Origin of the sequence: Cupriavidus necator, assembly GCF_016127575.1 — a bacterium.
GTDB classification, from domain to species: Bacteria; Pseudomonadota; Gammaproteobacteria; order Burkholderiales; family Burkholderiaceae; genus Cupriavidus; species Cupriavidus necator_D.
On the sequence record NZ_CP066019.1, the window covers coordinates 46,188 to 59,062 of the forward strand.

The 12,875-nt window shown below is 69.0% G+C and carries 10 protein-coding genes; 6 read left to right on the plus strand and 4 right to left on the minus strand.

The genetic code is table 11. The features are described from left to right. Window positions 1–3: 3 nt before the first annotated feature. Window positions 4–1,995, minus strand: coding sequence for a sensor domain-containing diguanylate cyclase (locus tag I6H87_RS19250; RefSeq protein WP_011616351.1), 1,992 nt, complete (start codon window positions 1,993–1,995; stop codon window positions 4–6). 224 nt (window positions 1,996–2,219) lie between these two features. Here I6H87_RS19250 and I6H87_RS19255 point away from each other — a divergent pair, with 224 nt between their 5' ends. From I6H87_RS19255 to I6H87_RS19270, 4 genes are all read left to right on the plus strand, one after another. Next, a complete protein-coding gene (locus tag I6H87_RS19255; RefSeq protein ID WP_011616352.1) occupies window positions 2,220–5,477 on the plus strand; it encodes a bifunctional diguanylate cyclase/phosphodiesterase in 3,258 nt (1,085 codons plus the stop codon). Between the two features lie 163 nt (window positions 5,478–5,640). Next, entirely contained in the window at window positions 5,641–6,735 is a 1,095-nt protein-coding gene (locus I6H87_RS19260; RefSeq protein WP_011616353.1) for a putative 2-aminoethylphosphonate ABC transporter ATP-binding protein, read from the plus strand. Then, window positions 6,732–8,459, plus strand: a complete 1,728-nt coding sequence (locus tag I6H87_RS19265; RefSeq protein WP_011616354.1) for a putative 2-aminoethylphosphonate ABC transporter permease subunit — start codon at window positions 6,732–6,734, stop codon at window positions 8,457–8,459. Before I6H87_RS19260 ends, I6H87_RS19265 begins: the two co-directional genes overlap by 4 nt. A 61-nt stretch (window positions 8,460–8,520) precedes the next feature. Beyond that, the gene (locus tag I6H87_RS19270) at window positions 8,521–9,549 is read left to right on the plus strand and encodes a putative 2-aminoethylphosphonate ABC transporter substrate-binding protein (RefSeq protein ID WP_011616355.1); all 1,029 of its coding nucleotides are present in this window, start codon (window positions 8,521–8,523) and stop codon (window positions 9,547–9,549) included. Between the two features lie 82 nt (window positions 9,550–9,631). On the opposite strand, the gene I6H87_RS19275 is transcribed toward I6H87_RS19270, so the two are convergent. Then, a complete protein-coding gene (locus I6H87_RS19275) occupies window positions 9,632–9,955 on the minus strand; it encodes a PadR family transcriptional regulator (protein ID WP_011616356.1) in 324 nt (107 codons plus the stop codon). Between the two features lie 519 nt (window positions 9,956–10,474). Here I6H87_RS19275 and I6H87_RS19280 point away from each other — a divergent pair. Together I6H87_RS19280 and I6H87_RS19285 are read left to right on the plus strand one after the other, a co-directional pair. Further along, complete coding sequence (locus tag I6H87_RS19280; RefSeq protein ID WP_011616357.1) at window positions 10,475–11,404, plus strand: DMT family transporter; 930 nt, start codon at window positions 10,475–10,477, stop codon at window positions 11,402–11,404. A 314-nt stretch (window positions 11,405–11,718) separates the two neighbouring features. Next, a complete protein-coding gene (locus tag I6H87_RS19285; RefSeq protein WP_010814038.1) occupies window positions 11,719–12,048 on the plus strand; it encodes a helix-turn-helix domain-containing protein in 330 nt (109 codons plus the stop codon). 22 nt (window positions 12,049–12,070) lie between these two features. On the opposite strand, the gene I6H87_RS19290 is transcribed toward I6H87_RS19285, so the two are convergent. Further along, on the minus strand, window positions 12,071–12,334 hold the full coding sequence (locus tag I6H87_RS19290) for a hypothetical protein (RefSeq protein WP_010814037.1): 264 nt from the start codon (window positions 12,332–12,334) through the stop codon (window positions 12,071–12,073). A gap of 28 nt (window positions 12,335–12,362) precedes the next feature. Beyond that, window positions 12,363–12,851, minus strand: a complete 489-nt coding sequence (fur, locus tag I6H87_RS19295) for a ferric iron uptake transcriptional regulator (RefSeq protein WP_011616358.1) — start codon at window positions 12,849–12,851, stop codon at window positions 12,363–12,365. Between the last annotated feature and the right edge of the window lie 24 nt (window positions 12,852–12,875).

Genomic DNA, 12,875 nt, shown 5'->3' on the forward strand with positions numbered 1-12,875 from the left:
CGCCTACTGCGGGCTGAGCTCGCCCGCCAGTTCCGGCGGGCCGATCTCATAGCGCCCGCGGCCCGCGCCCTTGGCGCGGTATAGCAGCACGTCCGCCAGCCGCATCAGTTCGCGGTCCTGCGCCGGGCCGCCGTGGTAGAGCGCCACGCCGATGCTGACGTCAACGTCGGCGGATACGCCCTCGAAGTCGAAGGGCTCGTCCATCGCCTGCAGGATGGCCTGCGCCACGCGGCGTGCCGCGGCGGGCTGGGTCATGTCTTCGAGCACCACCGCGAACTCGTCGCCACCCAGCCTGGCGACGGTGTCGCGCTCGCGCACGCAGCGGCGCACGCGCTGGGCAAAGGTCTGCAGCAGCTGGTCGCCGGCGGCGTGGCCGTGGATATCGTTGACGGCCTTGAAGCGGTCCATGTCCAGGTACAGCAGGGCCATCAGCGTGCCATGCTCGCGGCTGCGCACCATCGCCGCATGCAGCTGGCCCTCGAAGGCGCTGCGGTTCATCAGCTGTGTCAGGTGGTCGGTGCGCGACATGCGCGCCAGGCGCTGCGTCTCCAGCTTGCGCTGCGTGATGTCTTGCACGTGGATATGCACGCCCACCACCTCGCTGCCGTCGGCGCTCCATTCCGGGCGCAGGCTGCTCTCCATGCAGTGGTATTCGGGGTCGCTGTCTTCGGTTTCGAAGGTCACCGCAGTGCCCGCCAGCGCGCGCTGCATGAAGGGCTGCACGCGCGCGTAGCGGGCCTCGCCCAGGATTTCGCGCACGTGCCTGCCGCGCAGTTCCTCCGGCTTCAGGCCGAAGACACGTTCGTAGGCCTGGTTGTTGAACACATAGCGCTCATCGGTGTCGATAAAGGCCAGCAGCGACGGCAGCGTGTCGGTCACCGCGCGCAGGCGCCGTTCGCTGCGGTCCAGCGCCTGGCGGCGCTCGCGCACGTCGCGCATCAGCTTGATGAAGGCGCGCGTCAGGTCGCCGATCTCGTCGCGCTGCTGCCGTGTTGGCAGCCGCTCGAACGCGGACAGGTCGTTGGCGCTGGCCTGTACCACCTTGTGCAGGCGCGCCAGCGGCGCCAGCTGGCGCCGCACCGCCAGCCAGATCAGCAGGGCTACCGCCGCCATGGCCACCCCGGCCATGCCCAGGAAGCGCTGCTGCATCTGGTGCAGCGGTGCGTAGGCCTCGCGCGCGGGCAGCAGCGCCACCAGTTCCCAGCCGGTGCTCGACATCAGGTAGCGCGCGATCACCGGCCGCGCCGGCGTGAGGAATTCCAGCGGCGCGGGGCTGTCATCCTCGCCGCAGGTATCGGCCACGGCCAGCGCCGGCTGGCGCGCCTGCGCGGGATCGGGATGGCGGATATAGACCGGCTTGGGGCCGGCCGATACCAGGCAGTAGTAGCCGGTGGTGCCAAGGCGGTTGTGCAGGATCTCGACCAGGAAGTTGGCGCTGGACAGGTCCAGCCAGCCGCCCACCAGGCCGACGAAGGTCCGGTTCGGCGTCAGCACCGGCACCGCCACCATCACCCCCATCTGGCCGTTGGTGCGCGAGCGGATGGGCGGCGACACTACGGGCGCGAGCGAGCGGGCGGCCTCGCGGAAATAGCTGCGGTCGCCAATGTCCGCCCCGGCGCCGCGGTGGGTGACGATGTTGCCCTGCATGTCGGCGACCAGCAGCGCGTTGAACGCGGCCGGCACCGGGATCGCTGCGGACAGCGTATCCAGTGCCCGCTCGCGCGCCGCGGCGGCTTGCGCGCCGTGTGCCTGCACCAGCAGGCCGCTGAGTTGCGCAGCCTGGTGCGACAGCAGCACAATGCGGTCGTTCATGGCGGTGTCGAGCTGGTTGGCGGTCAGCTTGACGACGGAATCCTGCTGGACCTGCAGCGCATCGTGCAGGTCGCGGTGGGCATCGTACAGGGCGGTCAGTACGATGCCGGTGCCGAACACCGCGGCCAGCACGGTGGTGATGATCGCAATGCGCGCTTTCAGCGTGGGTGTGTAGACGGGCATGTAGGGCGCAGTTGGAGTGCCAGTGGCGCAGACCGCGTACTTGGGGGCATCTCCGGTGCAACCCTACCATACCCCGCCATGGGGGGCATGCGGTCTTTCCCCCGAACGGGTCCATCCCCGGCGGGGGTGTGCGCGCTGCCCGTGCCACGGTATAGTCCCCCGTTAATGCGAAGGCACGTCCACGCAGACGGCATGCCCCTGCTGCATGCCGGAACCGATCGACCATGAGACTGACTTCGCTTTCCCCTGCCTTGTTGTCATTGCTGGTCGCGGCCGGCGGCGCGCTGTTGACGGCAGGGGCATGGCTGCAGGCGGAGCGGCTCGAGCGCCGCGAGGCGCAGCAGCATTTCGACGCGCTGCTGGGACAGGCCGGCAGCGCGCTGCGCGAGCGCATGCTGGAGAACGAACGCCTGCTGCGCGGCGTGGCCGCCGTGCTGACCGCCAACCCCGACACCTCGCGCACGCAGTGGCGCGACTATCTCTATACTGCCCAGCTCGACGACCTGCCCGCCGGCACCCAGTCGATCGGCTACGCGCCGCTCACGCCGTTGCAGCGGGTGCCGCGGCTGGTGCAGGCCGCCCGTGCCGACGGCCTTGCCGACTACGACATTCATCCCGGCGGCAAGCGCGACCTGTACGCACCGATCCTCTATATCGAACCGCTGGACGGGCGCAACACGCGCGCCGCCGGCTTTGACATGCTGTCCGAGCCGGCGCGCCGGGCGGCGCTGGAAGCCGCCCGCGACAGCGGCGAACCGCGGCTCACGCCCGGCCTGGCACTGGTCCGCGAAACCGAGGCGGCGCAGCACCAGCACGGCGCGCTGGTATTCCTGCCGGTCTACGCCGGCGAGGCGCCGGTCAGCACGGTGGCGCAGCGGCGCCAGGCGGTGCTTGGCTATGTCTACGTGTCGCTGCGCCTGGGCGACCTGATGCGCGCGGTCGGTGCCCCGGCGGCGGCGGAACTGGAGCTCTCGCTGCACGAGGGCTCCCCGGCCGCGCCCGGGCCGATGCTGTCCGGCGGGCCGACCGAGGGCGAGCGCCGCGAGGACGGCAGTGCGGCGCTGCTGCACGGCGAGCGCCAGTTCCAGTATGGCGGTGTCACCTGGACGCTGCGCGCCGCCACGCGCCCCGCCTTCGAAGCCGCGCATGGCCCGCGGCAGGCGTACCTGGCGCTGGCCGCGGGCACGCTGGCCACGCTGCTGCTGGCGTGGCTCACCCATGCGCTGGCACGCCAGGGCCGTGCCGCATGCCAGCGCGAAGCGCAGGCCGTGCATGCCTGGGAAGATGACAGCGCGATGCTGCAGGCGTGCCTGGCGCAGTCGGCCGACGGCTTTATCCTGATCGATGCGCAGGGCGTGGTGGTGCGCGCGAGCGAGCGGGCGGGACAACTGTTCGGCGCTGATCCGCAGCGGCTGGCCGGACGCAGCCTGGACACCCTGGTCCCCGGCGCCACCGGCGTTGTCCCCGGCGATGCTGCGCCGGGGTCCGAAGTCCACCGTGAACTGGCGGGCGTGCGCGCAGACGGCAGCCGCTTCACGCTGCGCGCCAGCGCCGCGCGCCTGCCTGCGGCCGACGGCGGCGCGGCGCACTGGCTGTGGGCGGTCACGGACCTGGAACCGGAACGGCGCGCCCAGCAGGCCGCCGCGGTGCAGGCCGCGCGCTATGCCGGGCTGCTCGACCATGCCGCCTTCTGCGTGATCACGTTCGATGAGGACGGGCTGATCACCGGCATCAACGCGGCTGGCCAGCGCATGCTCTGGTACAACGCCGCGGAACTGGTCGGCCACATGCACATGACCGGCCTGCATGTTGCCGACGAACTGGCCGACCATGCCCGCATGCTCAGTGGCGAACTGGGCGAGCCGGTGCCGCCGGGGCTGCCCGCCCTGGTGGCCAAGGCACGGCTTGCCCTGACCGACGAGCGCGAATGGACCTGGGTGCGCAAGGGCGGCTCGCGCATGCCGGTGCAGCTGGCGGTGTTCGCCCTGCCGGCGCCCATCGAGGCTCCAGCCGCTGACGCAGCGCCAGCTGGTCCCGCCGATGGTGCCGATCGTGCCGATGTGCCCCGGTCCGCGCCGTCGCCTGGCTACCAGGCCATCGGCTACGACCTGACCGAGCGCCTCCGCGTCGACGAGTACATCCGACACCTCGCGCTGCATGACCCGCTGACCGGCCTGCCCAACCGCGCCGAGCTGAGCGAGCGCGCGCAGGCGCTGCTGCTGTACGCGCGCAGCCACGGCGAGCGCGTGGCGCTGCTGCTGCTTGACCTGGACCATTTCAAGCACATCAACGACTCGCTCGGCCACCCCGTCGGCGACGACGTGCTGCGCACCATGGCCGACCGCCTCAAGGGCGCGGTACGACAGGGCGACCTGGTGGCGCGCATGGGCGGCGATGAATTCGGCGTGGTGCTGGGCGGCCTGCGCCACGACAGCGAAGCCGAGCTGATTGCCGCCAAGATCCAGGCGCGCGTCAATGAAGAACTGCAGGCCGGCGGCCAGCGCCTGCGCGTGACGCCATCGATCGGCATGGCGATCTACCCGGACGATGGCGATAGCCTGACCGAGCTGCTCAAGGCTGCCGATTCGGCCGTGTACGCGGCCAAGCACGACGGGCGCGCACAGTTGTGCCGCTTTGCCAGCGCCATGGCCGAGGCCTCGCTGGCGCGCTTCACCATCGAAGGGCTGCTGCGGCGCGCGCTCGCCGGCGATGAGTTCCGGCTGCGCTACCAGCCGATCGTCGATGCCGCGACCCTGGCTATAACCGGCGTCGAGGCGCTGATTACCTGGAACACCCCGGAACGCGGCGCCATGCAGCCGGCCGAGTTCATCCCCATCGCCGAGCAGAGCGGCCTGGTGGCGCCGCTGGGCGAATGGACCCTGGCCACCGCCTGCCGCGAAATCCAGGCCCTGCGCCAGGCGCTGGGCAGCGAGATCGAGGTCGCGGTCAATATCTCGCCGCTGCAGCTGCGCCAGGCCAACTTCCCCGATACCGTGGCGCACTGCCTGCAGCAGGCCGGCCTGCCGCCGCAGGGGCTGGTGATCGAAGTCACCGAAGGCATCCTGGTCGACGGCGGCGAGACCACCATCGAGACCTTCCGCCGGCTGCGCGAGCTGGGCGTGGGGCTGTCGATCGACGATTTCGGCACCGGCTACTCCGGGCTCAATTACCTGACCCGGCTGCCGATCAGCCGGCTCAAGATCGACAAGTCCTTTGTCGACGACGTGGCCACGCCCGGCCACGACCAGGCGGTGGCAGCGGCGATCATCGCGCTGGGCCACCAGCTGCACCTCAAGGTGATTGCCGAAGGGGTGGAGACGGCGGCGCAGTTCGAGTTCCTGCGGGCGCAGGGGTGCGACGGGCTGCAGGGGTTCCTGTTCAGCCAGGCGGTGCCGCAGCAGGTGCTGCGGGAGATCCTGGAACAGGGGATTCGGGTGCCGACCCCCACGTCTGCGGGCGCCACTGCGCTGCGCGAGCCATAATCGTCCAGGGGCACCATTCATAACTTGCCGGCGTGCCCGCGCCGCTGCCCCATCCCAAATCCCCCGATACCTCCATCGAAATACTTTGCCGATCTGCCACACGGCTGGCATCTGCGCTGCCTATGCTGGCGACCGATTCAATTGAGATTGCGGAGATTCGGTGATGCAGGCAGGCAAGTCCGGGGAGGGCCGGGCGTTCCTGGCAGTGGAGCAGGTCAGCAAGCGCTTTGGCAGCTTCGTGGCGCTGGACGGCGTGTCGATGTCGGTCGGGCAGGGCGAGCTGCTGTGCCTGCTGGGCCCGTCCGGGTGCGGCAAGACCACGCTGCTGCGCATCATCGCGGGACTTGAGCGCGAGGACGCAGGACGCATCCATGCCGGCGCGCGTGAACTGACCGGGTTGCCGCCGCAGGCACGCGACTACGGCATCCTGTTCCAGTCCTATGCGCTGTTTCCCAACCTGACCGTGGCGCAGAACGTGGCCTATGGACTGCACGGGCGCGGCATGGGACGCACGCACCGCGACGCGCGCGTGGCCGAGATGCTCGACCTGGTCGGCCTGGCCGGCAGCGAGCGCAAGTTCCCGGGCCAGCTCTCCGGTGGCCAGCAGCAGCGCGTGGCGATGGCCCGCGCGCTGGCGCCGGCGCCTTCGCTGCTGCTGCTTGATGAGCCGATGTCGGCACTCGACGCCCGCGTGCGCGAACACCTGCGGCTGGAGCTGCGCCAGCTGCAGCGCAGGCTGAATATCACCACCGTGATGGTCACCCACGACCAGGAAGAGGCCATGACCATGGCCGACCGCATTGCCGTGATGGACGGCGGGCGCATCGTGCAGGCCGGCACTCCCGCCGAAATCTATGAGCAGCCGGCGTCGGCCTTTGTCGCCGGTTTTGTCGGGCAGGCCAACTGGCTGCCGGGGCGCAGCGTGCAGGCCGGGCGCTTCACCGTCGGCGAGGGCAGCCAGGCCGTCGATTTCCTGGTCGACTCGCCGCAGCCGGCGGCATCCGCCGGCCGGCTGTGCTGCCGCCCGGAAGCGGTGCGGCTGGACCCGGATCCTGCCGAGCCCAACCGGCTGCTGGCGCGCGTGGTCGACCAGACCTACCTCGGCAACCGCTACCGGCTGGCGCTGGATGCGGATCGCCTGCCGGGGCTGACCCTGTTTGCCGACGTGGCGCGCGAGGCGCGGCACCGGCTGCCCGACGCGGGCGGCCACAAGTTCTGGATTGCGCTGCCCGCGCAGGCGTTGCGGGTGTTTGCATGATGCGCGCGGTCACTGCCGTCCTGCCCGAGGCTACGCAGGCAGCATCGCCGCGCGGCACCGGCCTGGCCTCCCGGCTGGCGCACGGTGCCCCGACCGCGATGAAGTGGCTCTGGCTGGCCGGGCTGGCCGTCGGCCTGCTGCTGCCGTTGCTGGCGCTGTTCCGCCAGGCGTGGTTCGATGCGGCGGGGCAATGGGCGCTGGGCGCGCGCATGGCGGCGCTGGTGACCAGCTCCAACTTCCTGCCGATGCTCGGCCGCAGCGTGGCGGTGTCGCTGGCGGTGGTGGCGCTGGTGGTGCCGCTGGCATTTGGCTTTGCCTATGCGCTGCAGCGTTCCTGCATCGCACTGCGGCCGCTGTGGCGCGGCATTGCGCTGCTGCCGCTGTTTGCGCCGTCGCTGCTGCCGGCGATCGCGCTGGTCTACCTGTTCGGCAACCAGGGCATCTTTCGCGGCGCCTTCGGGCAAGGCGGCATCTATGGCTTCTGGGGCATCGTGCTGGGCGAGGCCTTCTACACCTTCCCGCATGCGCTGATGGTGCTGGTGGCGACGCTGTCGCTGGCCGATGCGCGCCTCTATGAGGCGGCGCGCGCGATGGGCGCCAGCCCGTGGCGTACCTTCTGCACGGTCACGCTGCCGGGCGCGCGCCAGGGCCTGTTCGCCGCCGCCTGCCTGGTGCTGACGCTGGTGATCACGGACTTTGGCGTACCCAAGGTGGTGGGCGGCGGTTATCCGGTGCTGGCGCTGGAAGCGTACAAGGCGGTGGTCGGGCAGCAGCAGTTCGACCGCGGCGCGCTGATCGGCATGCTGCTGCTGGCGCCCGCGCTGCTGACCTTTGCCGTGGACATGGCAATGCAGCAGCGCCAGCGCACACAGATGGGCAGCCGCGCGCAGGTGTATGTGCCGGCGCCCGAGCGCGGCCGCGACGGCGCGTGCCTGCTGCTGGTGGCGCTGGTCAGTGCCGCGCTGCTGGCAGTGATCGCCACCGCGCTGGGCGCGTCGCTGGTCAAGCTGTGGCCGTACAACCTGGGCCTGACGCTGGCGCATTACGACTTCGACAATATGGACGGCGGCGGCTGGCTGGCCTACCGCAACAGCCTGAAGCTGTCGGCACTGACCGCGCTGGCGGGCACGGCGGCGATCTTCCTGGGCGCCTGGCTGACGCTGCGCACGCGCGGCCCGGCCTGGCTGCACGGCGTGCTGCGCGCGGGCTTCCTGTTGCCGATGGCGGTGCCGGGGCTGGTGCTGGGCCTGGGCTATGTGTTCTTCTTCAACGCGCCCGGCAATCCGCTGCACGCGCTGTACGGCACCATGGCGCTGCTGGTGCTGTGCAACGTGGCGCACTGCTACACCACCGGCCATCTGACCGCGGCCGCGGCGCTGCGCCAGCTCGACAACGAGTTCGAGGCCGCGGCGCTGTCGCTCGGGGTGGCGCCGCTGGTGACGTGCTGGCGCGTGACCGTGCCGGTGTGCCTGCCGGCACTGCTCGATATCTTCCGCTACCTCTTCGTGTCGTCGATGACCACGGTCTCGGCGGTGATTTTCCTGTACAGCCCCGACACCGTGCTGGCGGCGATCTCGGTGCTGAACATGGACGATGCCGGCGACACCGCGCCCGCTGCCGCGATGTCGACGCTGATCCTGCTGACCTCGGTGCTGGCGGCCCTGCTGCTGCACGCGGTCTCGGCCGGCTGGCTGCGCCGCGCACAACGCTGGCGCGCCGGCTGACCTTTGCCCGATTCGCCGTACCCCTGCATTCCGGAACACTCACCGAACCCAAGGAGAAACCATGTCCCGCATCACCAACCTTGTCGCGGCGCTTGCCGCCGCGGCCGCCCTGCCGATGCTGGCCGGCAACGCCAGCGCCGCCACCGTGCTGACGGTCTATACCGCGCTCGAAGCCGACCAGATCGCCGCCTACAAGTCCGCGTTCGAGAAGGTGCATCCCGATATCGAAATCAAGTGGGTGCGCGATTCCACCGGCATCGTCACCGCCAAGCTGCTGGCGGAAAGGGCCGCGCCGCGCGCCGATGCGGTGTGGGGCCTGGCCGGCTCCAGCCTGGCGATCCTGGACAAGGAAGGCATGCTCGACCCGTATGCGCCGAAGAACCTGGCCGCGATCGATGCCAAGTACCGCAGCCCGGCCAATCCGCCGGCATGGGTCGGCATGGACGTGTGGGGCGCGGCGATCTGCTTCAACACCGTAGAGGCGCAGAAGCAGGGCCTGCCCAAGCCGGCCTCGTGGGCCGACCTGACCAAGCCGATCTACGCGGGCAAGGTGGTGATGCCGCACCCGGCCTCGTCGGGCACGGGCTTCCTCGATGTCAGCGCCTGGCTGCAGATGATGGGCGAGCAGAAGGGCTGGCAGTACATGGATGCCCTGCACAAGAACATCGGCCTGTACACGCACTCGGGCTCCAAGCCGTGCAAGATGGCCGCGCAGGGCGAGTTCCCGATCGGCATTGCGTTCGAGTACCGTGCCATGAAGTCGAAGAAGGAAGGCGCGCCGATCGATATCGTGCTGCCGAGCGAAGGCCTGGGCTGGGACATCGAGGCCACCGCCATCGTCAAGGGCACCAGGAACCTGGACGCCGCGCGCAAGCTGGCTGACTTCTCGGCCTCGCGTGAAGCGATGGCGCTGTATGAGAAGAACTTTGCCGTGCTGGCCGTGCCCGGCATTGCCAGGCCCGACGCGCTGCTGCCCGCCGACTACGAGAAGCGCCTGATCAAGAACGACTTCCGCTGGGCGAGCGACAACCGCGACCGCATCCTGGCTGAATGGAGCAAGCGCTACGAAGGGAAGGCGGAGAAGAAGTAAGGCACACGGCGCGCCCGGCGGCGAGGAGATGGCCCGCAGAAACGGGTACGCTCCCCGCGCCGCGGCGGCCGCCCTGGCCGGATCAGGCCTGTTGCGGCACTTCGTCGGTGGCCGGCTGGCCGGCGTGCAGGCGGCGGTAGAGATCGTCGATGCGCTGGCGGCTGGCCTGGAGCTCTTCGCGGCCGCGCTCGGTCAGCAGGTAGACCCGGCCGATGCCGTCGCGCAGCACGCTTTCCAGATAGCCTTCCATTTGCAGGGCACGCAGCAACGGGCGCACTGAGCCGATATCGACCTGGAAGCCGTATTCCAGCAACATGTCGGCAAGCATGGCCACCGTAGCCGGGACTTCAAGCGCGAATTGCAGGACGTAGACGCGGGCCAGCAGGCCCAGGAACTGTCGTTTCATGTGGACTGGCAACGCGGCAGACGCCGCGCCGGTTGACGCAGGCGCCGTCCGGAACTCGGGGTTTGCAGGCCTTGTGATGCCTGTGGCGCGGCACCTGTCATCCTGCTGGACTGGCAGTGCTCATGCGCCGGGCAAGGCGCATTTTACCCGTTCGGACAAAAAAGAAGCCGCCAGGAGCCCTGGCGGCTTGTCGGGAATGCGTCGGAGGGGTCAATTAACTCTGGCGCAGACCAGAGTTTAATTTAATCGAAGGCGGCTTGTCACGCGCCGGTAACAGCCCCCCTCCAGCGTGGGGTGATGATGAAAGCTTTTGATTGGAAAAGTGACGAATTGGCGTGAGATTGTGCAGGGAGCGGCGCTCGAAAATGTCGTAAATCAGTCAACATCACCTAAATTCCTGGCGGAAAGCGGATCGCCATCGTGGCGACGGCGGGGCACAGGTCCGAATCCGGCTTGCGGCATGCGCTGCACAGGCGTCAAATCGCGGCAACCTCCAACCCGCGCCTCCCGGTTCCCCTGATGAAACCCGCCGATCTCGCCCGCTTGCTTGCCCTGGCCGCCATCTGGGGCGCCAGTTTCCTGTTTATCCGCATCGGCGTGCCGGCGCTGGGACCGATGCCGACCGCGTTCGCCCGGGTGCTGATCGGCGCGCTCACGCTGGCGGCATGCCTGCCGCTGCTGAAGCTGCGCTGGGATATGCAGGGCAAATGGCCGGCGGTGCTGGCGCTGGGTGTGGTCAATTCCGGTATCCCGTTTGTCATGTACGCCATCGCCGCGCTGTGGCTGCCGGCCGGTTATTCGGCCGTGTTCAATGCCATGACCCCGCTGATGGGCGTGCTGATCGGCGCGCTGGCGTTTTCCGAACGGCTCACGCGCGCCAAGGCCCTGGGCGTGCTGCTGGGCGTGGCGGGCGTCGCGGTGCTGACCCGCACCGGACCGGTGGCGTTCTCGACCGACGTGCTGCTGGGCGCGCTGGCCTGCCTGGCGGCCACCGCCTGCTACGGCCTCTCCGGCTTTCTCGCGCGGCGCTGGATCACGCGGCGCGGCGGGCTAGACAGCCGGCTGGTCGCCGCCGGCAGCATGGTCGGTGCCACCGTGTTCCTGCTGCCCTTCTGCCTCGCCGCGCTGTGGCGCCACAACACGCTGCCCGCTGCCGGCGCCGGCGTGTGGGCGGCCATGCTGGGGCTGGGCGTGCTGTGCACGGCGCTGGCCTACATCCTGTATTACCGACTGATTGCCGAGCTGGGCCCGGTGCGCTCGCTGAGCGTCACCTTCCTGATCCCGCCGTTCGGCATCGTCTGGGGCGCGCTGTTCCTGGGCGAGGCACTGTCGTGGGCGCACGCGGCGGGTGGCGTGCTGATCGGGGTGGCGGTATGGCTGGTGTTGCGGCCGGTGACGGGGGTGGAGCACGGCGCCAGTCCGGCAGGTGGTGTAGCGGTCAAACGTTGAGCGCCTCTGGATAAGAATAAACTTATATTCATTGCCATAACGCCTTTATTGCTTATAAATTTCTTATATTCGAGTGATGAACTCGATATATTGGGCAACGAAGGCCACGAGGCAAGTCCGAAAGCTCGACAAGCCAATGCGCGCCACGATCCTTGATGCGATTGAGGACTTGGGGCATATGCCGAACTGCCAACATGTCAAAGCGCTAGCCAACCATGCCTATGGCTATCGGCTCGGAGTCGGCAACTACCGGGTGCTGTCCGACGGGGACGGAGCGATATGAATCGTGGAAATACAGGAAGTGAGAAAGCGGGATGAACGCACCTACTAACATCCAGACGATCATCGGGCCGGATGGCAAGCCGGCGTTTGTCGTGATTCCCTATGGGGACTACCTCTCGCAATATGCGCGCGCCAGTGATCTGGTTCCGCATGCGGTCGTGCGTCGCGTGCTAGCCGATGACGTGCCGCCTCTGCGCGCCTGGCGCGAGCATCTTGGCCTGACCCAGGCAGACGTCGCAGTGCGCCTCGGCATTTCACAGCCAGCCTATGCGCAGCAGGAGAACAGCACCCGCCTGCGCAAGACCTCGCGTGAGCGCATTGCCGCCGCACTCGGCATCACTGCAGCGCAACTCGATATCTGAGCCAGGACGCGAGGTCCCTGACTCAGGCCTGTGCCGCCGTGCCCGCCGCCACGTTGTACTGCTCGCGCACCATCATCACCACGCGGCGTGCCTGGCGCAGGTGGCGCACGGCGTCGGCTTCGCTGCGTTCGGGGAAATCGACTTCGGCGCTCCAGTTGCAGCCGGTGTGGTCGGGCCGGTGCACGCAGACCGCGCGCAGCTGGCAGTCGTGGCAGCCGGGCTCCTGCCGCAGGCACAGGTTGATCAGGCGTTTCAGTTCGGACAGGGGCTTGTTCAGGCGCTCCATGGATGGCTCCGTCAGGTGCGCGGCGAGCTTACGCCCGGGCGGGCAGCTCCGGCGTGGGCTCGGCCTCGGTGGCGCCGGCACGGCATTGCGGGCAGACGCCGTACAGCACCAGCATGTGCTCGCGCAAAACAAAGGCGTTGTCGGCGGCTACCTGGCGCTGGCGCTGCTCGATGCTTTCATCGCGGAATTCCTCCACGCGGCCGCAGGCGACGCAGATCAGGTGGTCATGGTGGCCGCCTTCGTTGAGTTCGAACACGGCGTGGTCGGACTCGAAGCTGTGTCGCAGCAGGATGTCGGCCTGCACCAGCTGGTTGAGCACGCGATACACCGTGGACAGTCCCGCGTCCTCGTCCTGCGTCAGCAGGATGCGGTAGACATCTTCGGCGCTCAGGTGGCGCCGGGCGCTGGTGCGGAACACTTCAAGGATCCGCATGCGCGGCGAGGTGGCCTTCAGGCCGGCGCGCTTGAGATGGATCGGGTTTGTGCTCTCGAATGACATGGCGGAAGGCATTGGCATGCGGCTGGCGCCCCGCGCGCAGGG